Source organism: Pseudomonas sp. MWU349 (assembly GCF_017947325.1).
Lineage (GTDB): Bacteria > Pseudomonadota > Gammaproteobacteria > Pseudomonadales > Pseudomonadaceae > Aquipseudomonas > Aquipseudomonas protegens.
Genome location: NZ_JAFEVP010000003.1, coordinates 213,801 through 232,972, shown reverse-complemented (window position 1 = coordinate 232,972; position 19,172 = coordinate 213,801). Strand labels below are relative to the sequence as shown.

General features: G+C 61.7%; 25 protein-coding genes. 10 read left to right on the top strand and 15 right to left on the bottom strand.

Annotation, left to right across the window (positions count from 1 at the left end):
• Window positions 1-29: 29 nt before the first annotated feature.
• From hisC to KCG88_RS13085, 10 genes are all read right to left on the bottom strand, one after another.
• Window positions 30-1,082: a histidinol-phosphate transaminase gene (hisC, locus tag KCG88_RS13130; RefSeq protein ID WP_047284157.1), complete on the bottom strand. Its 1,053-nt coding sequence runs from the start codon at window positions 1,080-1,082 to the stop codon at window positions 30-32.
• 2 nt (window positions 1,083-1,084) lie between these two features.
• The gene (hisD, locus tag KCG88_RS13125; protein ID WP_210712513.1) at window positions 1,085-2,413 is read right to left on the bottom strand and encodes a histidinol dehydrogenase; all 1,329 of its coding nucleotides are present in this window, start codon (window positions 2,411-2,413) and stop codon (window positions 1,085-1,087) included.
• A 154-nt stretch (window positions 2,414-2,567) separates the two neighbouring features.
• On the bottom strand, window positions 2,568-3,203 hold the full coding sequence (gene hisG, locus KCG88_RS13120; protein WP_025261766.1) for an ATP phosphoribosyltransferase: 636 nt from the start codon (window positions 3,201-3,203) through the stop codon (window positions 2,568-2,570).
• Between the two features lie 129 nt (window positions 3,204-3,332).
• Complete coding sequence (murA, locus tag KCG88_RS13115; RefSeq protein ID WP_011059281.1) at window positions 3,333-4,598, bottom strand: UDP-N-acetylglucosamine 1-carboxyvinyltransferase; 1,266 nt, start codon at window positions 4,596-4,598, stop codon at window positions 3,333-3,335.
• A gap of 22 nt (window positions 4,599-4,620) precedes the next feature.
• On the bottom strand, window positions 4,621-4,860 hold the full coding sequence (locus KCG88_RS13110; RefSeq protein WP_016966651.1) for a BolA family protein: 240 nt from the start codon (window positions 4,858-4,860) through the stop codon (window positions 4,621-4,623).
• 116 nt (window positions 4,861-4,976) lie between these two features.
• Window positions 4,977-5,285, bottom strand: coding sequence for an STAS domain-containing protein (locus tag KCG88_RS13105; RefSeq protein ID WP_011059279.1), 309 nt, complete (start codon window positions 5,283-5,285; stop codon window positions 4,977-4,979).
• The gene (locus KCG88_RS13100) at window positions 5,282-5,935 is read right to left on the bottom strand and encodes an ABC transporter substrate-binding protein (protein ID WP_019093344.1); all 654 of its coding nucleotides are present in this window, start codon (window positions 5,933-5,935) and stop codon (window positions 5,282-5,284) included. The genes KCG88_RS13105 and KCG88_RS13100 overlap by 4 nt, the downstream gene beginning before the upstream one ends.
• Before the next feature lie 11 nt (window positions 5,936-5,946).
• The gene (gene mlaD / locus KCG88_RS13095) at window positions 5,947-6,414 is read right to left on the bottom strand and encodes an outer membrane lipid asymmetry maintenance protein MlaD (protein ID WP_011059277.1); all 468 of its coding nucleotides are present in this window, start codon (window positions 6,412-6,414) and stop codon (window positions 5,947-5,949) included.
• Window positions 6,414-7,211 carry a lipid asymmetry maintenance ABC transporter permease subunit MlaE gene (gene mlaE / locus KCG88_RS13090; protein ID WP_011059276.1) on the bottom strand — a complete coding sequence of 266 codons (798 nt, stop codon included), beginning with the start codon at window positions 7,209-7,211 and terminating at the stop codon, window positions 6,414-6,416. Before mlaE ends, mlaD begins: the two co-directional genes overlap by 1 nt.
• Complete coding sequence (locus tag KCG88_RS13085) at window positions 7,211-8,020, bottom strand: ATP-binding cassette domain-containing protein (protein WP_011059275.1); 810 nt, start codon at window positions 8,018-8,020, stop codon at window positions 7,211-7,213. Before KCG88_RS13085 ends, mlaE begins: the two co-directional genes overlap by 1 nt.
• A gap of 264 nt (window positions 8,021-8,284) precedes the next feature.
• Here KCG88_RS13085 and KCG88_RS13080 point away from each other — a divergent pair, with 264 nt between their 5' ends.
• The 10 genes from KCG88_RS13080 to KCG88_RS13035 all read left to right on the top strand — a co-directional run bounded on the left by KCG88_RS13080 (window position 8,285) and on the right by KCG88_RS13035 (window position 15,355).
• Window positions 8,285-9,259: a KpsF/GutQ family sugar-phosphate isomerase gene (locus KCG88_RS13080; protein ID WP_011059274.1), complete on the top strand. Its 975-nt coding sequence runs from the start codon at window positions 8,285-8,287 to the stop codon at window positions 9,257-9,259.
• The gene (locus KCG88_RS13075) at window positions 9,259-9,783 is read left to right on the top strand and encodes an HAD family hydrolase (RefSeq protein ID WP_011059273.1); all 525 of its coding nucleotides are present in this window, start codon (window positions 9,259-9,261) and stop codon (window positions 9,781-9,783) included. Before KCG88_RS13080 ends, KCG88_RS13075 begins: the two co-directional genes overlap by 1 nt.
• A 9-nt stretch (window positions 9,784-9,792) precedes the next feature.
• The gene (gene lptC / locus KCG88_RS13070; protein WP_047283940.1) at window positions 9,793-10,365 is read left to right on the top strand and encodes an LPS export ABC transporter periplasmic protein LptC; all 573 of its coding nucleotides are present in this window, start codon (window positions 9,793-9,795) and stop codon (window positions 10,363-10,365) included.
• Window positions 10,352-10,897 (top strand): lipopolysaccharide transport periplasmic protein LptA, encoded by a 546-nt coding sequence (gene lptA / locus KCG88_RS13065; protein WP_011059271.1) that lies wholly within the window; start codon window positions 10,352-10,354, stop codon window positions 10,895-10,897. Before lptC ends, lptA begins: the two co-directional genes overlap by 14 nt.
• Window positions 10,897-11,622 carry an LPS export ABC transporter ATP-binding protein gene (gene lptB, locus KCG88_RS13060; protein ID WP_011059270.1) on the top strand — a complete coding sequence of 242 codons (726 nt, stop codon included), beginning with the start codon at window positions 10,897-10,899 and terminating at the stop codon, window positions 11,620-11,622. The genes lptA and lptB overlap by 1 nt, the downstream gene beginning before the upstream one ends.
• Window positions 11,623-11,804: 182 nt before the next feature.
• On the top strand, window positions 11,805-13,298 hold the full coding sequence (locus KCG88_RS13055; RefSeq protein ID WP_011059269.1) for an RNA polymerase factor sigma-54: 1,494 nt from the start codon (window positions 11,805-11,807) through the stop codon (window positions 13,296-13,298).
• Window positions 13,299-13,423: 125 nt separating this feature from the next.
• Window positions 13,424-13,729: a ribosome-associated translation inhibitor RaiA gene (raiA, locus tag KCG88_RS13050; protein WP_011059268.1), complete on the top strand. Its 306-nt coding sequence runs from the start codon at window positions 13,424-13,426 to the stop codon at window positions 13,727-13,729.
• Between the two features lie 12 nt (window positions 13,730-13,741).
• A complete protein-coding gene (gene ptsN / locus KCG88_RS13045) occupies window positions 13,742-14,206 on the top strand; it encodes a PTS IIA-like nitrogen regulatory protein PtsN (protein ID WP_011059267.1) in 465 nt (154 codons plus the stop codon).
• A 2-nt stretch (window positions 14,207-14,208) separates the two neighbouring features.
• Window positions 14,209-15,066, top strand: a complete 858-nt coding sequence (gene rapZ, locus KCG88_RS13040; protein WP_011059266.1) for an RNase adapter RapZ — start codon at window positions 14,209-14,211, stop codon at window positions 15,064-15,066.
• 16 nt (window positions 15,067-15,082) lie between these two features.
• Window positions 15,083-15,355, top strand: a complete 273-nt coding sequence (locus tag KCG88_RS13035) for an HPr family phosphocarrier protein (protein ID WP_047283939.1) — start codon at window positions 15,083-15,085, stop codon at window positions 15,353-15,355.
• Between the two features lie 29 nt (window positions 15,356-15,384).
• On the opposite strand, the gene KCG88_RS13030 is transcribed toward KCG88_RS13035, so the two are convergent.
• Genes KCG88_RS13030 through KCG88_RS13010 form a run of 5 tightly spaced genes read right to left on the bottom strand, consistent with a single transcriptional unit; the run spans window position 15,385 to window position 19,168 of the window.
• On the bottom strand, window positions 15,385-16,278 hold the full coding sequence (locus KCG88_RS13030) for a ZIP family metal transporter (RefSeq protein ID WP_047283938.1): 894 nt from the start codon (window positions 16,276-16,278) through the stop codon (window positions 15,385-15,387).
• Window positions 16,279-16,312: 34 nt separating this feature from the next.
• The gene (locus KCG88_RS13025; RefSeq protein WP_047283937.1) at window positions 16,313-16,924 is read right to left on the bottom strand and encodes a superoxide dismutase; all 612 of its coding nucleotides are present in this window, start codon (window positions 16,922-16,924) and stop codon (window positions 16,313-16,315) included.
• Window position 16,925: 1 nt separating this feature from the next.
• The gene (locus KCG88_RS13020; RefSeq protein WP_047283936.1) at window positions 16,926-17,375 is read right to left on the bottom strand and encodes a hypothetical protein; all 450 of its coding nucleotides are present in this window, start codon (window positions 17,373-17,375) and stop codon (window positions 16,926-16,928) included.
• 28 nt (window positions 17,376-17,403) lie between these two features.
• Window positions 17,404-18,780 carry a class II fumarate hydratase gene (locus KCG88_RS13015; RefSeq protein ID WP_210712512.1) on the bottom strand — a complete coding sequence of 459 codons (1,377 nt, stop codon included), beginning with the start codon at window positions 18,778-18,780 and terminating at the stop codon, window positions 17,404-17,406.
• Window positions 18,773-19,168: a hypothetical protein gene (locus KCG88_RS13010; RefSeq protein WP_047283934.1), complete on the bottom strand. Its 396-nt coding sequence runs from the start codon at window positions 19,166-19,168 to the stop codon at window positions 18,773-18,775. The genes KCG88_RS13015 and KCG88_RS13010 overlap by 8 nt, the downstream gene beginning before the upstream one ends.
• Between the last annotated feature and the right edge of the window lie 4 nt (window positions 19,169-19,172).

Below are 19,172 nucleotides of genomic sequence, written 5' to 3'. Positions count from 1 at the left end.
GGTACGGCCGCCTCGCAAACCAGGCGCGACTACAGCTCGCCCAGGCCGTCGATCAGCGCCTGGTTCTGTTCCTGTGTGCCGATGCTGATCCGCAGGAACTGAGCGATCCGCTGCTGCTTGAAGTGGCGCACTATCACCCCTTGCTCGCGCAGCTTGGCCGCCAGGCCGGCTGCGTCGTGCCGCGGGTGGCGGGCAAAGATGAAGTTGGCCGCCGACGGCAGCACTTCGAAGCCCTTGGCCTGCAACTGCGCCACCACCCATTCGCGACTGTCGATCACCTGCTGGCAAGTCTTGGCAAAGTACTCGCGGTCCTCGAAGGCCGCCGCCGCTCCGACGATCGCCAGGCGATCCAGCGGGTAGGAGTTGAAGCTGTTCTTGACCCGTTCCAGGGCCTCGATCAAATCCGGGTGCCCTACCGCCAGGCCCACCCGCAAGCCGGCCAGGGAACGCGACTTGGACAGGGTCTGGGTCACCAGCAGGTTCGGGTAGCGATCCACCAGGCTGATGGCGGTCTGGCCGCCGAAGTCGATGTAGGCTTCGTCCACGACCACCACCGAATCCGGGCTGGCCTTGAGGATCTGCTCCACCGCATCCAGGGCCAACAGGCAGCCGGTGGGCGCATTCGGGTTGGGGAAGATGATCCCACCGTTGGGCCTGGCGTAGTCGGCCACGCGGATCTGGAACTGCTCGTCCAGCGGCACCGCTTCGTGCTCGATGCCGTACAGGCCGCAATACACCGGGTAGAAGCTGTAGCTGATGTCCGGGAACAGCAGCGGTTTTTCCTGCTGCAGCAGGCCGTGGAAAATGTGCGCCAGGACTTCGTCGGAACCGTTACCGAGGAACACCTGGTTACCCTGCACCCCGTAGTAACTGGCCACCGCCTGCTTGAGCAGGTCACTGTTGGGGTCCGGGTACAGGCGCAGGTTGTCGTTGAGCTCGGCCTGCATCGCCGCCAGGGCCTTGGGCGACGGGCCATAGGGGTTTTCATTGGTGTTGAGCTTGACCAGCTTGGTCAGCTTGGGTTGTTCGCCCGGCACGTAGGGCACCAGGTTCTTGACGAACGGACTCCAGAATTTGCTCATGTTCATTGCCCCTGATCTTGATCGTCGACGATGCGGTATTCGGCACTGCGGGCGTGGGCGGTCAGCGACTCGCCACGGGCCAGCACCGAGGCGGTGCGGCCCAGTTCAGAGGCACCCTGCTCGGAGCAGAAGATGATCGACGAGCGTTTCTGGAAGTCATACACCCCCAGCGGCGACGAGAAACGCGCGGTGCCGGACGTCGGCAGCACGTGGTTCGGCCCGGCACAGTAATCGCCCAGCGCTTCGCTGGTGTGGCGGCCCATGAAGATCGCCCCGGCGTGGCGGATCTGCGGCAGCCAGGCTTGCGGGTCGGCCACCGACAACTCCAGGTGCTCGGGGGCAATGCGGTTGGCCACGTCCATGGCTTGCTGCATGTCACGGACCTGGATCAGCGCGCCACGGCCATTGATCGAGGTGTTGATGATTTTCGCGCGCTCCATGGTTGGCAGCAGCTTGGCGATGCTCGCCGCGACTTTATCCAGGAACTCGGCATCCGGGCTGACCAGGATCGCCTGGGCGTCTTCGTCGTGCTCGGCCTGGGAGAACAGGTCCATGGCGATCCAGTCCGGATCGGTCTGGCCGTCACAGACCACCAGGATCTCCGACGGGCCGGCGATCATGTCGATGCCGACCTGGCCGAATACATGGCGCTTGGCGGTGGCCACATAGATGTTGCCCGGGCCGACCACCTTGTCCACCTGGGGCACGCTTTCGGTGCCGTAGGCCAGCGCGGCCACGGCCTGGGCGCCGCCGATGGTGAACACCCGGTCGACCCCGGCGATGCAGGCGGCAGCCAGTACCAGCTCGTTGACCTCGCCACGCGGGGTCGGCACCACCATCACCACCTCGGTCACGCCCGCCACCTTGGCCGGAATCGCGTTCATCAGCACCGATGACGGGTAGGATGCCTTGCCCCCCGGCACGTACAGGCCAGCGCGGTCCAGCGGCGTGACTTTCTGGCCCAGCACCGTGCCGTCGGCCTCGGTATAGCTCCAGGAATCCTGTTTCTGCTTCTCGTGGTAGCTGCGCACCCGCGCCGCGGCCTTTTCCAGGGCTTCGCGCTGGGCCACGGTGATCCGGGTCAGCGCCAGTTCCAGGCGCTCGCGCGGCAGGATCAGGTCGGCCATGGAGGCCACTTGCAAGCCGTCAAAACGCTGGGTGAACTCCACCAGCGCCGCATCGCCGCGCTCACGCACGGCCTTGATGATGTCCAGCACCCGCTGATTGACCGAATCGTCAGAGACACTTTCCCAGCTCAGCAGATGATCCAGATGACGGGCGAAATCCGGGTCGGCAGCGTTGAGTCGGCGAATTGCAGTCGGAGCGGTCATAGCGAAGGCCTCAATGATTGGCGAGTGCACAAAAGGGCAAGCTTGGATTTGCAAAGCTCAGGCGCCGCAAGACTACCAAGCCATCCGCGTGGGCACCTGAGCATTCTGGCTATGACGCGGATAGATGGGCGCGGCTCAAGGCCACGCATGTGAATCAGCCGCGGTGTCGCGATTCCACTGCCTTGCGCAGGGTGTCGATCAACGCCTGGATACGGGCGTGCTGCATCTTCATCGATGCCTTGTTGACCACCAGCCGCGAGCTGATGGTAGCAATCAGTTCCTGGGGCTCCAGGCCGTTGGCGCGCAGGGTATTGCCGGTGTCGACCACGTCGATGATCTTGTCGGCCAGGCCGATCAGCGGCGCCAGCTCCATGGAGCCGTAGAGCTTGATGATGTCCACCTGACGACCCTGCTCGGCGTAGTAGCGCTTGGCCACGTTGACGAACTTGGTAGCCACCCGCAGGCGGCCCTTGGGTTCTGCGGCGCCAATGGCACCGGCAGTCATCAGCTTGCACTGGGCAATCTGCAGGTCCAGTGGCTCATACAGGCCCTGGCCGGAGTACTCCATCAGTACGTCCTTGCCGGCCACCCCGAGGTCGGCAGCGCCATGCTCGACGTAGGTCGGCACGTCAGTGGCACGCACGATCAGCAGGCGTACATCGTCCTGGGTCGTGGGGATGATCAGTTTGCGGCTCTTGTCCGGATTCTCGGTTGGCACGATGCCCGCTTCAGCCAGAAGCGGCAGCGTGTCGTCGAGGATACGGCCCTTGGACAGTGCGATGGTCAACATGAGTAACGTAAGTCCTTATGCGGCGACTGATGCCCGGACGCAAACGGCGCCAGACATGCGTCGAGCCTGAAGACAGGCTCGACGTGGAACAGATTCGGCAGTGGGCACCTCCCTGTGCCCGTCATGCAACTAGCCCGGTACGCGGCGGATCTTGGCGCCGAGCATCTGCAGCTTCTCTTCGATGCACTCGTAACCACGGTCGATGTGGTAGATGCGGTCGATCAGGGTGTCGCCTTCGGCCATCAGGGCCGAGATCACCAGGCTGGCCGAAGCCCGCAGGTCGGTAGCCATCACTGGCGCGCCCTTGAGGATTTCGGTACCGGTAACGATGGCGGTGTTGCCTTCGACCTGGATCTTGGCGCCCATGCGGTGCAGCTCATAGACGTGCATGAAGCGGTTTTCGAAGATGGTCTCGATCACCGCGCCAGTGCCTTCGGCAATCGCGTTCAGGGAAATGAACTGCGCCTGCATGTCGGTGGGGAACGCCGGGTACGGAGCGGTACGCACGTTGACCGCCTTGGGGCGCTTGCCGTGCATGTTGAGCTCGATCCAGTCGCTGCCGGTGGTGACTTCGGCGCCGGCTTCCTTGAGTTTTTCCAGTACGGCTTCAAGGATGGTCGGATCGGTGTCCTTGACCTTGACCCGGCCACCGGTGACCGCAGCGGCCACCAGGTAGGTGCCGGTTTCGATGCGGTCGGGCATGACCTTGTAGATCGCCGAATGCAGACGCTCTACGCCATCGATGGTGATGGTGTCGGTGCCGGCGCCGGAAATCTTCGCGCCCATGGCGATCAGGAAGTTCGCCAGGTCCACGACTTCGGGTTCACGGGCGGCGTTCTGCAGCACGCTGCGGCCACGGGCCAGGGCTGCAGCCATCATGATGTTCTCGGTACCGGTCACGCTCACGGTATCGAAGAAGAAATTCGCGCCGCGCAGGCCACCCTCAGGCGCCTTGGCCTTGATGTAGCCGCCTTCGACATCGATCACCGCGCCCATGGCCTCCAGGCCACGGATGTGCAGGTCCACCGGACGCGAGCCGATGGCGCAACCGCCAGGCAGGGCCACTTCGGCTTCGCCGAAACGGGCAACCATCGGGCCCAGTACCAGGATCGAGGCGCGCATGGTTTTCACCAGCTCGTAGGGTGCCACCAGGGTCTTGATGGTACGCGGGTCGATTTCGACGCTGAGCTTCTCGTCGATCACCGGTTCGATGCCCATGCGGCCGAACAGCTCGATCATGGTGGTGATGTCGTGCAGGTGCGGCAGGTTGGCCACGGTGACCGGGCCATCGCACAGCAGGGTTGCCGCCAGAATCGGCAGCGCGGAGTTCTTGGCCCCGGAAATGCGGATCTCGCCATCAAGGCGAACGCCGCCGGTAATAATCAATTTATCCATAACAGTCTCGACGCCCTTGGGCTCAGGTGCGCTCGGCCCAGGCCGCGCGGCTGAAAAATTTCATGGTGATCGCGTGGATGCTGCCATCGGCAATCCATGGATTCAAATGGGCATAGATGCTCTGCTGACGCTTGACCGGGCTCAAGGCCACCAGTTCGTCGCTAATCACGTTCAGCTGAAAGTTGCAGCCTTCGCCCTCAACTTCTACCTGAGCTCCGGGCAGCTTTCCCTCAAGAAAGCTCTTCACTTCGTTGGCCTGCATGCTCAACCTCAATCGGCGCCCTGTGCGCGCGGGTCGGACATCATACAAAAAAGCCCCGCGCCTGCGAACCCCGCATAGCAGGACTCTGACGGGGGGCTTCTATATAGAGATGTGGATTATTGGGGGTGGGCGAAGATTTCGGTGACTCCGGAGACCTCGGCGATCTCGCGCATGTCCTCGGGCAGCGCACGAACGCTTACCGCCTTGCCCAGTGCCTGGCCATCACGCATGAAGGCCAGCAGCAGCGCAAGGCCGACGCTGGAGGACTTCTCCACCGCCGAGCAATCGAGCACCAGCGCCGGTGCCTGGCTCGACTTGATCAGTGCCTGGCCCTGCTTGCGCAGGCCCGGGCCGCTGCGGTAATCCAGCACGCCGCTGATCAACAGTTCCCCGGCGTCACCGAGGCGTACGGCCGATTCACTCATTGCGCAGCCTTTTGTGCAGCGTCTTCGGTCACTTCCTTGGCCTTGGCCACTTCACCGGCCCAACCGTCGATGGTCTTGTCCAGGTTGTTGCCATTGCGCTGCATCGCGTCGGCGAACTGATCACGGAACAGCTTGCCGATATTGATGCCGTTGATGATCACGTTACGCACTTTCCACTCGTCGTTGATCTTTTCCAGGGTGTAGGACACTGGGTAGATCGCGCCGTTGTTGCCCTTGACCTGCATATCGACGCTGGTGCGGGTGCCGCTTTCATCCTTGGCCGGAGAAACCGTAATGCCCTGGTTGTTGTACTCCAGCAAGGCATTGCCATAGAACTGCATCAGGCTGCGCTTGAAGTTTTCCTGGAAACGCGCCATCTGCTCCGGCGTGGCCTTGCGCGAATACTTGACGGTCATGATGCTGCGGGAAATGCCGTCCGCATCCACCACAGGACCGACAATGCTGTTCAAGGCGTTGTAGAAGTCGTTCGGGCTTTGCTTGTACTTCTCTTTATTGGCTGCCAGGTCAGCGAGCAGACGGGTGGTCGTGTCCTGTACCAGATCATGCGCGGAAGGCGTGCTTGCCGCGTTGGCCAGCAACGGCAGAGCCGCCAGCAGCACCAACAGGCCACGTCGCAAGATAGAGATCATCGAAAAACTCCTCATTTGGCGTCTTTGCTAACGGTATTGAGCAAGAATTTACCGATCAGGTCCTCCAGTACCAGCGACGACTGGGTGTCGTGGATGGTTCCACCATCCTTGAGCAAGGCTTCTTCCCCGCCCACGCTGATACCGATGTATTTCTCACCCAACAGGCCAGCAGTCAGGATAGATGCAGTGGAGTCGGTCGGCAGATTATCCACGCGCTTTTCCAGTTGCATCGTTACCCGGCCAGTGAAACTGTCACGGTCCAGATCGATCGCCGTGACCTTGCCGATGGTCACGCCGGCCATGGTCACTTTGGCTCTGACCGTCAAACCGGCGATATTGTCGAAGTAGGCATAAAGTTTATAAGTATCGGTGCTCGCGGTTGGAGACAAGCCACTGACTCGCAGGGCAAGCAACAGCAAAGCCAGGATGCCGGCCAGCAGGAAAAGGCCGACACCGATTTCCAGGGTGCGGTTTTGCATCAGAAATCTCCAAACATCAAGGCGGTCAGAATAAAGTCCAAGCCGAGTACGGCCAACGAGGCATACACCACGGTCTTGGTAGTGGCACGGCTGATCCCCTCTGAAGTGGGCTCACAGTCGTAGCCTTGGAAAACGGCGATCCAGGTCACTACAAACGCAAAAACAATACTTTTGATCACACCGTTGAGCACGTCACCACTGAAGGTCACGCTGTTCTGCATGTTCGCCCAGTAGGAGCCGTCGTAGACTCCCAGCCAGTCGACAGCGACCCACGAACCGCCCCAGATGCCCACCACGCTGAAAATCATCGCCAGCAACGGCAGGGAAATGAAGCCGGCCCACAGGCGCGGCGCAATGATGTACTTGAGCGGGTCGACACCGATCATCTCCAGGCTGGAGAGTTGCTCGGTGGACTTCATGTTGCCGATTTCCGCGGTCAGCGCCGAACCGGCACGCCCGGCGAACAGCAGCGCCGTCACCACCGGCCCCAGCTCCCGCAACAGGGTCAGGGCCACCATCTGCCCCACCGCCTGCTCCGAACCGTAGCTGGAAAGGATATTGAAGCCCTGCAGCGCCAGCACCATGCCGATGAAGATCCCGGACACGACAATGATCACCAGGGACATCACGCCCACTGAGTGCAGTTGCTTGACCAGCAGGCCAAAGCTGCCGCCGATGCCACCGCGGCCCAGCAGCGCATGGAACAGGAACAGCGTGGAACGCCCCAGTACCGCCAGGACATCGATGCCTGAGCGACCGAAGAGGCGAACCCTCTCGATTAGCGATATTTTGCGCATCAGCGCTTCCCCAGAAGATCTGCGCGGTAGTCCGTCGCTGGAAAGTGAAACGGCACCGGGCCGTCGGGATCGCCCTTCATGAACTGGCGGATACGCGGATTATCGGAGTCCATCAGCTCTTCGGGAGTTCCCTGGCCCAACACCTGGCCATCGCCCACTACATAGAGGTAGTCGGCAATGCTCGCGGTTTCCGCCAGGTCGTGGGACACCAGGATGCTGGTGATGCCCAGGGCATCGTTGAGCAGCCGGATCAGGCGCACCAGAACGCCCATGGCAATGGGGTCCTGGCCCACGAAAGGCTCGTCGTACATGAGGATCTGCGGATCCAGGGCAATCGCCCGGGCCAGGGCGACCCGGCGCTTCATGCCGCCGGACAGCTCGTCGGGCATCAGGTCGACCGCGCCGCGCAAGCCCACCGCCTGCAACTTGAGCAGGACGATGTCACGAATCATTTCGTCCGGCAGCTGGGTGTGCACCCGCAGCGGAAAGGCCACGTTCTCGAACACGTCCAGGTCGGTGAACAGTGCGCCGCTCTGGAACAGCACGCCCATCTGCTTGCGTGCGTCGAACAGGTCGCTGCGCGAAAGGCTCGGCAGATTCTGGCCATTTACCCACACTTCGCCGCTGCTGGGCCGCAATTGCATGCCCATCAAGCGCAACAGGGTGGTCTTCCCACAGCCGGAAGGCCCCATGATGCCGGTGACCTTGCCCCGCGGAATACGGATATCCACGTTATTGAAAATGCTGCGCGTACCGCGCTTGAAGGACAATCCCTTCAGCTCGACCGCGTAGGCGTTATCGGCACTCATCTAAACTCCTTGCGATGCAGCCTATCACTCGGACGCTTGGCTCCCTGCCGGGAGTACATGCCCCTGGGCAGGCCGAACTGGCGGCGAACTATATCACTGCTGATACGGAGCCCCCAAGGCCGACGCCACCCCCGTTCAGGTCGACGACAGGCAAAAACCAGACTTTCCTCGCGCACGGCAGACAAAGCCTGACGAACTTGCGTGAGGGATTTGTTCATTACCGCTATAATCGCCGCCTTTTCATCGGGCTATACGATTTCAGACATGAGCCAATCCAGCGACCTGATTCAATCAGCACAACGCACCATCCGCCTCGAACTACAGGCAGTAGAAGGCTTGCTGCCCCATATCGACGCAGATTTCGTACGCGCTTGCGAGATGATTCTGGCCAGCAAAGGCCGCGTAGTGGTGGTCGGCATGGGCAAGTCCGGACACGTCGGCAACAAGATTGCCGCTACCCTGGCCAGCACCGGGACCACGGCTTTCTTCGTCCATCCTGCCGAAGCCAGTCATGGCGACATGGGCATGATTACCCGCGATGACGTGATCCTGGCCCTCTCCAACTCCGGTTCCACCAACGAAATCGTCACCCTGCTGCCCCTGATCAAGCGCCTGGGCATCCAGTTGATCAGCCTCACCGGCAACCCCGAGTCGCCGCTGGCCAAGGCGGCTGACGTCAACCTCAACGTCCACGTCGAGCACGAAGCCTGCCCGCTGAACCTGGCACCGACCTCCTCGACCACCGCCGCCCTGGTCATGGGCGACGCCCTGGCCGTGGCGCTGCTGGAAGCCCGGGGCTTCACCGCGGAGGACTTTGCCTTCTCCCACCCGGGTGGTGCCCTGGGCCGTCGCCTGCTGCTCAAGGTGGAGAACGTCATGCACGAAGGCAGCGATCTGCCACAGGTGCAACGCGGCACCCTGCTCAAGGACGCGCTCATGGAAATGACCCGCAAGGGCCTGGGCATGACCGTGATCCTGGAGGCCGACGGCCGCCTGGCCGGGATCTTCACCGACGGCGACCTGCGTCGCACCCTGGATCGGGCCATCGATATACACCACGCCACCATCGATTCGGTGATGACCCCTCATGGCAAGACCGCCCGTGCCGACATGCTGGCCGCCGAAGCCCTGAAAATCATGGAAGACCACAAGATCAGCGCCCTGGTGGTGGTGGACAAGGAAGACCGACCGATCGGCGCCTTGAACATGCACGACCTGCTGCGTGCGGGAGTGATGTGATGAGTGCCGACCTGCTGCAACGCGGTAAAAACATCAAGCTGGCGGTATTCGATGTCGACGGCGTGCTGACTGACGGACGCCTGTACTTCCTCGAAGACGGCAGCGAGTTCAAGACCTTCAACACCCTAGACGGCCAGGGCATCAAGATGCTCATGGCCGCCGGCGTGCAGACGGCGATCATCAGCGGGCGCAAGACCCCGGTGGTAGAGCGCCGGGCCAAGAACCTGGGGATTCCCCACCTGTACCAGGGCCGCGAAGACAAGCTGGTGGTATTGGACGAGCTTCTTGGCCAACTGGGCCTAAGCTATGAACAGGTCGCCTATCTGGGCGACGATTTGCCCGACCTGCCGGTGATCCGCCGCGTGGGGCTGGGCATGGCGGTGGCCAATGCCGCAGCGTTTGTCCGCGAACACGCCCACGGCGTCACCGTGGCCCGCGGCGGCGAAGGTGCCGCCCGCGAGTTCTGCGAACTGATCCTGCGTGCCCAGGACCGCCTTGAAGCAGCCAATGCCGCTTACTTATAGAGCCTTCCCATGCTGAGCAAAAAGATTCGCAACATCCTGATCTTCGGGACCATCGCCCTGCTGTTCGCAGCGGTCGGTTACTGGAACATCAGCCCGGAACGCTTCCTCGACAAGCCGGTGGCCCAGGTCGACGAAAGCGCCATCGACTACTACGTGATCAACGCCCGCAGCGTGCAGTACCTGCCCGACGGCAAACTGCAGTACGAAATGACCTCGGACAAGGTCGAGCACGTCAAGGCCAGCGAAGTGACCCTGCTGACCAAGCCGGACCTGCAGATGTACCGTGGCACCACGTTCCCCTGGCATGTCCAGAGCGAACGCGGCGAGGTCAACCCGGACGGCACCGAGGTCGAGCTGATCGACTCGGTACGGGTTTCCCGCACCGACGAGCGCAACCGCAACCTGCTGATCACCACGACCCGCATGACAGTATTCCCGCAGAAGCAATATGCGCAGACCGAGCAAGCCGTTAGAATCGACGGCGCCGACGGCGTGACTACGGCCAAGGGAATGAAAGCGTATTTGAAAGACGGCAGGATGAACCTGCTATCGAACGTAAGAGGACAGTATGAGGCTCGTTAAAACCCTCCCTATTTTGCTCAGTCTGGGCGCAGCACTGGGAAGCGTGAGCGCCTGGGCTCTGCCGAACGATAGCCAACAGCCGATCCGCATCCAGGCCGACGACGCCCAGCTGGACGACAAGAACGGCGTGGCCACCTACAAGGGCGATGTCATCATCACCCAGGGTTCGATGAAGATCACCGGCAACACCGTGACCATCACCCGGTCCAAGACCGGTGAAATCGACGTGGTGACCTCGGTAGGCAACCTCGCCTACTTCGAGCAGCTGCAGAAGCAGACCGACCCGAAACCGGTCCAGGCCTACGCCGTGACCATCCAGTACCATGCCCAGCAGAACCGCATCGTGCTGATCGACAAGGCCAAGGTCATCAACGACGGCAACACCACCGAAGGCGAGAAGATCGTCTACGACACCGTCAAGCAGGTTGCCAACGCCGGTCGCGCCAATGGCAGCTCGGTTACCGCGCCGCGTCCGCGGATCGACATGGTCATCCAGCCGAAAAAGAAAACCGACGAGCAAAAGGCCCAGTAATGGCAACTCTGAAAGCTCAGCACCTGGCCAAGAGCTACAAGAGCCGCCAGGTCGTGCGTGATGTCAGCCTGTCCATCGACAGCGGTCAGATCGTCGGCCTGCTCGGCCCCAACGGCGCCGGCAAGACCACCTGCTTCTACATGATCGTCGGCCTGGTCCAGGCCGATCAGGGCCGTGTCCTGATCGACGACCTGGATGTCAGCCACCAACCGATGCACGGCCGCGCACGCGCCGGTATCGGCTACCTGCCCCAGGAAGCCTCGATCTTCCGCAAGCTGTCGGTGGCCGACAACATCATGGCCATCCTCGAGACCCGCAAGGAGCTCGACAAGGCCGGCCGTCGCCAGGAGCTGGAAAGCCTGCTGCAGGAATTCCACATCAACCACATCCGCGACAACCTCGGCATGAGCCTGTCCGGTGGTGAGCGGCGCCGCGTGGAGATCGCCCGGGCCCTGGCCACCGCGCCCAAGTTCATCCTGCTGGACGAACCCTTCGCCGGTGTCGACCCGATCTCGGTGGGCGATATCAAGCAGATCATCCATCACCTCAAGGCCAAGGGCATCGGGGTGCTGATCACCGACCACAACGTCCGGGAAACCCTGGACATCTGTGAGACCGCCTACATCGTCAACGACGGGCAACTGATCGCCGAAGGCGACTCCGAGACCATCCTGGCCAACGAACTGGTCAAGGAAGTCTATCTGGGCCATGAGTTCCGCCTGTAAGGGCTGATGTGTTGGGCTGGACGCCAGGGCGCCGGGAACAATAAAACCCTACAAACTTTATTGTTACAGCGCTCTAGGCAAACACTTCAGTTTCAGGCATATAATTTGCTTATGTTTGGCGCTCCGGCGCCCTGTAGTGGATGGCGCATGTGCGCCGGCAAATAAGGTGTTAAGCCCCTGCCATGAAACCATCGCTAGTCCTTAGAATGGGCCAGCAGCTGACGATGACACCGCAGCTGCAACAGGCCATCCGCCTGCTCCAATTGTCGACCCTGGACCTGCAACAGGAAATCCAGGAAGCCCTGGAGTCCAACCCGATGCTCGAGCGCCAGGAAGAAGGCGACGACTTCGACAACAGCGACCCCCTGGCCGACAACACCGAGTCCAAACCCAATACCGAGATCCAGGAGCCCTCCTACCAGGAAACCGCCCCCACGGTGGACAACCTCGAGGACGGTGAGTGGAACGAGCGCATCCCCAACGAACTGCCGGTCGACACCGCCTGGGAAGACGTCTACCAGACCAGCGCCAGCAGCCTGCCCAGCAGCGATGACGACGAGTGGGACTTCACCACCCGCACTTCGGCGGGCGAGAGCCTGCAGAGCCACCTGCTCTGGCAACTGAACCTGGCGCCGATGTCGGACACCGACCGCCTGATCGCCGTGACCCTGATCGACTGCATCAACAATCAGGGCTACCTGGACGAAACCCTCGAGGAGATCCTCGAAGCCTTCGATCCGGAACTGGACATCGAACTGGACGAGATAGAAGCCGTCCTGCACCGCATCCAGCAATTCGAACCCGCGGGCATCGGCGCCCGCAACCTGGGCGAGTGCCTGTTGCTGCAACTGCGCCAGCTGCCGGCGAAAACGCCCTGGCTGGGCGAGGCCCAGCGCTTGGTCAGTGACTACATCGACCTCCTGGGCAGCCGCGACTACAGCCAGCTGATGCGGCGCATGAAGCTCAAGGAAGATGAGCTGCGCCAGGTCATCGAGCTGGTGCAGAGCCTCAACCCCCGCCCCGGATCACAGATCGAATCCAGCGAAGCCGAATACGTGGTCCCCGACGTCATCGTGCGCAAGGACAACGAACGCTGGCTGGTGGAACTGAACCAGGAATCCGTGCCGCGCCTGCGGGTCAACGCCCAGTACGCCGGTTTTGTTCGCCGCGCCGACACTAGCGCCGACAACACCTTCATGCGCAACCAGTTGCAGGAAGCCCGCTGGTTCATCAAGAGCCTGCAAAGCCGCAATGAAACCCTGATGAAGGTCGCCACCCAGATCGTCGAGCACCAGCGCGGCTTTCTCGAATATGGCGATGAAGCGATGAAGCCGCTGGTTCTGCACGATATCGCCGAGGCGGTGGGCATGCACGAATCGACGATTTCCCGGGTGACCACGCAAAAATTCATGCATACCCCACGGGGCATATATGAGCTGAAATACTTTTTCTCCAGCCACGTCAGCACTTCGGAAGGCGGTGAATGCTCGTCCACGGCGATCCGCGCGATCATCAAAAAATTGGTGGCCGCGGAAAATCAGAAAAAGCCGTTGAGTGACAGCAAGATCGCTGGTTTACTGGAGGCACAAGGCATTCAGGTAGCCCGTCGTACCGTCGCCAAGTACCGCGAATCCCTTGGGATCGCGCCTTCCAGCGAACGTAAGCGGTTGATGTAGCCGCAGGGCTGGCCACAGCGTTTCAGAGTGTGTTTGAAAAGGGCCCGGTGTCGTTTTCAAACGTAGTCTAGGTGGCAGGCAACCCAGCCTGCCGCGTTATGCACTGGCAACGAAGGAGAAGCTGTATGCAAGTCAACATCAGTGGACACCAACTCGAAGTGACTGAACCCCTGCGCGTCTACATCGGCGAAAAACTCGACCGGCTGGAGAGGCACTTCGACAAGATTACCAATGTGCAGGTCACCATGGCTGTCGAGAAGCTGAAGCAGAAAATCGAAGCCACCCTGCACATCCACGGTGGGGAGGTCGTTGCCAACGCAGAACATGACGATATGTATGCCGCAATCGACCTGCTCACGGACAAGCTTGACCGCCAACTGAAAAAGCATAAGGAAAAGCAACTCCACCTTCTCCAAGGCACGGGTCGCTAACACTCCCCTCCCATGATCCGACTTGAAAGCATCCTGACCCCCGGCCGTTCCCTGGTGAACGTGCCGGGCGGCAGTAAAAAACGCGCCCTCGAACAAATTGCCAACCTGATCAGCCGTGAAGTGCCTGATCTGGAGATGCAGGATGTCTTCGAGAGCCTGATTGCCCGTGAAAAACTCGGTTCCACCGGTTTTGGCAACGGCATCGCCATTCCCCACTGCCGCCTCAAAGGCTGCGAGTCGCCCATCAGTGCGCTGATGCACCTGGACGCTCCGATCGATTTCGACGCCATCGATGGCGCACCGGTCGACCTGCTGTTCGTCCTGCTGGTTCCGGAAGCCGCGACCGATGCACACCTGGAACTGCTCCGGCAGATCGCCAGCATGCTCGATCGCAAGGAAGTCCGTGACCGGCTGCGCAGCGCCACCAGCAACGAAGCCTTGTATCAGGTCGTTCTGGACGAGCAAAACGGTCAGTAATCATGCGTTTGATCATCGTCAGCGGCCGCTCCGGCTCAGGTAAAAGCACCGCCCTCGATGTTCTCGAGGACCACGGCTACTACTGCATCGACAACCTGCCTGCCGGCTTGCTGCCGGAACTGGCTGAACGTGCGTTGATCCATACCGAACTGGCGCAACCGCTGGTGGCGGTGTCCATCGATGCCCGCAACCTGCCCAGCCACCTGTCGCGCTTCCCCGAATTGCTGGAAGAAGTGCGCAGCCGGCATATCCAGTGCGATGTGCTGTACCTGGATGCCGACGAAGAGACCCTGCTCAAGCGCTTCTCCGAGACCCGTCGGCGCCACCCGCTGAGCAGCGCCAACCGCTCCCTGGCCGAAGCCATCCACGATGAAACCCAGTTGCTGGGGCCGATCGTCGATCTGGCCGACCTCAAGGTCAACACCACCAACCTGAACCTTTACCAGCTGCGCGACACCATCAAGCTGCGACTGTTGAACCAGCCGGAACCCGGTACCGCATTCCTGGTGGAGTCCTTCGGCTTCAAGCGCGGCATGCCGGTGGATGCAGACCTGGTGTTCGACGTGCGCTGCCTGCCCAACCCGTATTGGAAGCCTGAGTTGCGCGCGCAATCAGGCCTGGATGCGCCCGTGGCCGAGTATCTGGCGGCGCAACCCGATGTCGAGGAAATGTTCCAGGACATCTCCAGCTACCTGCTCAAATGGCTGCCACGCTTCGCCGCCAGCAACCGAGCCTATGTGACCATCGCCATCGGCTGCACTGGCGGGCACCACCGCTCCGTGTACCTGACCGAGCGCCTGGGCCAGGTCCTGCAAAAATCCCTGAAGAATGTCCAGGTTCGCCACCGCGACCTTAGCTGAAAGGATCTACCCCGCGATGCCAGCTCTGGAAATCGAGATCATCAATAAACTGGGCCTGCATGCCCGTGCCTCCGCCAAATTCGTCGGCGTGGCCGGGCAGTTCCCCTGCCAGATCCGCGCCGGCAGGACCCCGGACTCCATGGTCGACGGCAAAAGCATCATGGCCATGATGATGCTGGCCGCCGGCAAGGGCACCAAGATCCACCTGAAGACCGAAGGCGAGCAGGAACAGGAAGCGATGGACGCGCTGGTGGCGCTGATCAACAACTTCTTCGACGAGGGCGAGTAGGCCCGGGCGGGCACCTCAACATACGGCCCTCAGGCGAGTGCCGTATCCATGACCATCATCAGGCAGAAACCGATACACAAGCCAAGACTGGCAAGCTTGTCATGGCCATTGCGACGCGACTCCGGAATCACTTCATGAGTGACCACCAGCAGCATCGCCCCCGCCGCCAGGGCCAGGCCCAGGGGCAACAGTACCTGCGCCAGGCTCACCAGCCAGGCGCAGAGCAAGGCAAAGACCGGCTCCACCAGACCTGAAGCCGCACCAATCAGGAACGCCTTGACCCGCGACATACCCGCCCCCGCCAATACCAGGGCAATCACCAGGCCTTCCGGTACATCCTGCAGGGCAATGCCCATGGCCAGGCTGTCCGCATCCGGCATGCCGCCTCCGGCCGACACCCCCACCGCCATCCCTTCAGGGATGTTGTGGGCAATGATGGCGAAGACAAACAGCCAGATACGCGGGGCAATCACCGGATGCGCAGGCGTCCCGACCAGCCCCTCCGGGCTGCCCCCCGAGACCTTGAGATCCACCAGGAACAGGCCAAAGGCCCCCAACATGATGCCGGCGCAAATCAGGCCGCTGGCGCCCCAGGCAGACAAGCCCAGGTCCTGGGCCGCAGCGATGCCGGGGACGATCAGCGAAAATGCCGTGGCCGCCAGCATCACTCCGGCACCAAAGCCCAGCAGGCTGTCGCTCACCGCCACCGGCATGCGCCGGATCACCAGCACCGGGACCGCCCCCAGCGCCGTGCCCAGCGCGCAGATCGAACCGCCCTGCAAGGCGCGCAGCAAGCGCGGCTCCAGGTTCAGCCAGCTCAACCCTTGAGCCACCAGCAACGCCGTGCCCGCCAACAGCAACAGCGAACCGAAGGCATAACGGAACATTCGCCCGCTGCTGATTGCCAGTGTTTCAGTGCCCATAGTCGGCCTTATATCTTGTTTTGATGGAAAGGTATCAAGCCATCGCGGCCTGGTAGCGCTGAGCGACTTCCGGCCAGTTGATGACGTTGTAGAAGGCGTTGATGTATTCCGGGCGGCGGTTCTGGTAGCGCAGGTAGTAGGCGTGCTCCCACACATCCAGACCGAGGATCGGCGTATTGCCGCTCATCAGCGGGCTGTCCTGGTTACCGCTGCTTTCCACCACCAGTTTCTTCTCCGGTGTCACGCTGAGCCAGGCCCAGCCACTGCCGAAACGGGTGAGTGCGGCCTTGGTGAAGGCTTCCTTGAAGCTCTCGAAACCACCCAGTTGCTGCTCGATGGCTTGCCCCAGGGCACCTTGGGGATAGCCGCCACCTTCGGGGGTCATCACCGCCCAGAACAGCGAATGGTTGGCATGCCCGCCGCCCTGGTTGATTACCGCAGCACGCAGTGTTTCCGGCAGTTGCTGAACGCTGGCTACCAGCTTTTCCACCTCCCACCCTGCCCATTCGGTCCCCTCGACGGCGGCGTTGAGGTTGTTGATGTAGGTCTGGTGATGCTTGGTGTAGTGGATTTCCATGGTTTGCGCATCGATGTGCGGTTCCAGGGCGTCGTAGGCGTAAGGCAGTGCAGGCAAGGTAAAGGACATATCAATGGGCTCCGCAAGAGGGGTTGTCTGGTTGCGGGCTGTCGGCTGAGAGGCCCGCGACGTTGCTGTCCAGCAAACGGTGAGTGCGCGGGTATTCGCCGTGATCACCGATGAAATTCAGCAGCTCGACGTAGGTCTTGCTGCTTTGGCGCAAGGCCGCTTCCCGCAGAGCTGTGGGCAAGCGGCTGTCCTGCATGGTCTGCAGCAACCGCTGGTGGATGGCGCAGAGGTATTCCGCGCTCTCTTCCGGCTGATTAAGGCGCAGGTGCAGCTCTGCCAGGTTGTGATGGGAAATCACACAGGCCGCCACCGCTTCGTCGGCATCCGACCAGCGCTCGAACAGCACCTGGGCCAGGGCCAGCGCCTGCAGGTAGAACTCGCGAGCATCCACCAGCTCGCCCTGCATAAAGAGGCGATTGGCCCTTTCGATCGTGCGTTTCCAGTGCTCCATGGTGAGCCTCCAAAGCGGTGTCGGTGGGTTACACGCCGCCGGCAGTGAGCTTTTCCGGGTCCAGCAGGACCTCCAGCTGGCTGCGTGGCAGATCGGTATGTTCAAGGGCCACGTCGATCACCGGGCGCCCCTGCTTGTAGGCGGTCTTGGCGATTTCTGCAGCCTTCTGGTAGCCGATGATCGGGTTCAGCGCCGTGACCAGGATCGGGTTGCGCGACAGCGCTTCCTTGAGCTTGGGTTCGTTGACCTTGAAGCTGGCGATGGCCTTGTCTGCCAGCAGGCGGCTGGAGTTGGCCAGCAACTCGATGCTGCTCAGCAGGTTCTGGGCAATGATCGGCAACATCACGTTGAGCTCGAAATTGCCCGATTGCCCGGCCACAGTGATGGTGCTGTCGTTGCCGATGACCTGGGCGGCGACCATCGCGGTGGCTTCAGGGATCACCGGATTGACCTTGCCGGGCATGATCGACGAACCGGGCTGCAAACCTTCCAGCTCGATCTCGCCAAGCCCGGCCAGCGGGCCGGAGTTCATCCAGCGCAGGTCGTTGGCGATCTTCATCAACGACACCGCGGTAGCCTTGAGCTGGCCGGATACCGTCACTGCAGTGTCCTGGGAGCCGATCAGGGCGAAGAGGTTCTTGCCCGGGGTGAATTGCACCTGGGTCAGCTTGCTCAACTGCTGGCTGAAACGCGCAGCGAACTCGGGATGTGCATTGATCCCGGTACCCACAGCGGTGCCGCCCTGAGCCAGGGATTGCAAGCTCGGCAGCAAATCCTGCAGGTGGCTGATATTGGCCTTGAGTTGCTGCGCCCAGCCCTCCAGCACCTGGCTCATGCGCACCGGCATCGCGTCCATCAGGTGAGTGCGGCCGGTCTTGATGAAGGGGTGCACCTGTACCGCCTTGCGTTCGATGACCTCCACCAGATGCACCAGGGCCGGCAGCAGTTGCTCATGCAGGGTTAGCGCAGCGCTGACATGAATGGTGGTGGGGATGATGTCGTTGCTGCTCTGGCCGCAGTTGACATGGTCATTGGGGTTGACCGGCTCACCCAGCAGGCGACTGGCCAGGGTTGCCAGTACTTCATTGGCGTTCATGTTGGAACTGGTGCCAGAGCCGGTCTGGAAAATGTCCACTGGGAAGTGCTGCATGAAATCACCTTCCAGCAGACCCTGGGCGGCATCGACGAGGGCCTTGCCCTGGGCTTCGCTGATCTGCCCCAGCTCGACGTTGGCCTTGGCTGCAGCCGCCTTGGCCAGGATCAGCGCACGGATGAAGGCTGCCGGCATGCGCTGGCCGCTGATGGGGAAGTTGTCCACCGCACGCTGGGTCTGGGCGCCGTACAGGGCCAGCTCCGGTACCTGCAGTTCGCCCATGCTGTCGCGTTCGATACGGGTATTACTCATCGGGAAATCCTTGCACCAGTTCTATCAGGGGAATGGAAGGCAGCAGCGAGCAGGTCGCCAACTGCCAGGCGTGGCTCTGCCAGCGCTTGAGCCGGCAATTGCACAAACACAACCGCTCCATGTCGCGCAACGGCCGCCAGGCCTGGTCCAGGCACTGGCTGCGCCAATGCCAGGGCAGCGCCGTATCGGTTGCGGTATCGATCAATAAACGGAAGGAAGTTTCAGCGACGGTCCAGGCCGACATCGCGGTACAGCAGGCCAGGTAGCGGCCTTCGGCGAGGTAATGCTCGATCAGACGGGGCTCGTCCGGTTCCAGTGCGCAACGGATCTGGCGGCTCATCCAGCGCCAGCTTTCGAGGTAAGGCTGCTCGTGCAAGGCAGAACTCATGACC

What these genes read in the sequence shown, in the direction of transcription:
- hisC (WP_047284157.1), bottom strand. Translation starts at nt 1,082, where the DNA reads ATGAGCAAATTCTGGAGTCCGTTCGTCAAGAACCTGGTGCCCTACGTG.
- hisD (WP_210712513.1), bottom strand. Translation starts at nt 2,413, where the DNA reads ATGACCGCTCCGACTGCAATTCGCCGACTCAACGCTGCCGACCCGGAT.
- hisG (WP_025261766.1), bottom strand. Translation starts at nt 3,203, where the DNA reads ATGTTGACCATCGCACTGTCCAAGGGCCGTATCCTCGACGACACGCTG.
- murA (WP_011059281.1), bottom strand. Translation starts at nt 4,598, where the DNA reads ATGGATAAATTGATTATTACCGGCGGCGTTCGCCTTGATGGCGAGATC.
- KCG88_RS13110 (WP_016966651.1), bottom strand. Translation starts at nt 4,860, where the DNA reads ATGCAGGCCAACGAAGTGAAGAGCTTTCTTGAGGGAAAGCTGCCCGGA.
- KCG88_RS13105 (WP_011059279.1), bottom strand. Translation starts at nt 5,285, where the DNA reads ATGAGTGAATCGGCCGTACGCCTCGGTGACGCCGGGGAACTGTTGATC.
- KCG88_RS13100 (WP_019093344.1), bottom strand. Translation starts at nt 5,935, where the DNA reads ATGATCTCTATCTTGCGACGTGGCCTGTTGGTGCTGCTGGCGGCTCTG.
- mlaD (WP_011059277.1), bottom strand. Translation starts at nt 6,414, where the DNA reads ATGCAAAACCGCACCCTGGAAATCGGTGTCGGCCTTTTCCTGCTGGCC.
- mlaE (WP_011059276.1), bottom strand. Translation starts at nt 7,211, where the DNA reads ATGCGCAAAATATCGCTAATCGAGAGGGTTCGCCTCTTCGGTCGCTCA.
- KCG88_RS13085 (WP_011059275.1), bottom strand. Translation starts at nt 8,020, where the DNA reads ATGAGTGCCGATAACGCCTACGCGGTCGAGCTGAAGGGATTGTCCTTC.
- KCG88_RS13080 (WP_011059274.1), top strand. Translation starts at nt 8,285, where the DNA reads ATGAGCCAATCCAGCGACCTGATTCAATCAGCACAACGCACCATCCGC.
- KCG88_RS13075 (WP_011059273.1), top strand. Translation starts at nt 9,259, where the DNA reads ATGAGTGCCGACCTGCTGCAACGCGGTAAAAACATCAAGCTGGCGGTA.
- lptC (WP_047283940.1), top strand. Translation starts at nt 9,793, where the DNA reads ATGCTGAGCAAAAAGATTCGCAACATCCTGATCTTCGGGACCATCGCC.
- lptA (WP_011059271.1), top strand. Translation starts at nt 10,352, where the DNA reads ATGAGGCTCGTTAAAACCCTCCCTATTTTGCTCAGTCTGGGCGCAGCA.
- lptB (WP_011059270.1), top strand. Translation starts at nt 10,897, where the DNA reads ATGGCAACTCTGAAAGCTCAGCACCTGGCCAAGAGCTACAAGAGCCGC.
- KCG88_RS13055 (WP_011059269.1), top strand. Translation starts at nt 11,805, where the DNA reads ATGAAACCATCGCTAGTCCTTAGAATGGGCCAGCAGCTGACGATGACA.
- raiA (WP_011059268.1), top strand. Translation starts at nt 13,424, where the DNA reads ATGCAAGTCAACATCAGTGGACACCAACTCGAAGTGACTGAACCCCTG.
- ptsN (WP_011059267.1), top strand. Translation starts at nt 13,742, where the DNA reads ATGATCCGACTTGAAAGCATCCTGACCCCCGGCCGTTCCCTGGTGAAC.
- rapZ (WP_011059266.1), top strand. Translation starts at nt 14,209, where the DNA reads ATGCGTTTGATCATCGTCAGCGGCCGCTCCGGCTCAGGTAAAAGCACC.
- KCG88_RS13035 (WP_047283939.1), top strand. Translation starts at nt 15,083, where the DNA reads ATGCCAGCTCTGGAAATCGAGATCATCAATAAACTGGGCCTGCATGCC.
- KCG88_RS13030 (WP_047283938.1), bottom strand. Translation starts at nt 16,278, where the DNA reads ATGGGCACTGAAACACTGGCAATCAGCAGCGGGCGAATGTTCCGTTAT.
- KCG88_RS13025 (WP_047283937.1), bottom strand. Translation starts at nt 16,924, where the DNA reads ATGTCCTTTACCTTGCCTGCACTGCCTTACGCCTACGACGCCCTGGAA.
- KCG88_RS13020 (WP_047283936.1), bottom strand. Translation starts at nt 17,375, where the DNA reads ATGGAGCACTGGAAACGCACGATCGAAAGGGCCAATCGCCTCTTTATG.
- KCG88_RS13015 (WP_210712512.1), bottom strand. Translation starts at nt 18,780, where the DNA reads ATGAGTAATACCCGTATCGAACGCGACAGCATGGGCGAACTGCAGGTA.
- KCG88_RS13010 (WP_047283934.1), bottom strand. Translation starts at nt 19,168, where the DNA reads ATGAGTTCTGCCTTGCACGAGCAGCCTTACCTCGAAAGCTGGCGCTGG.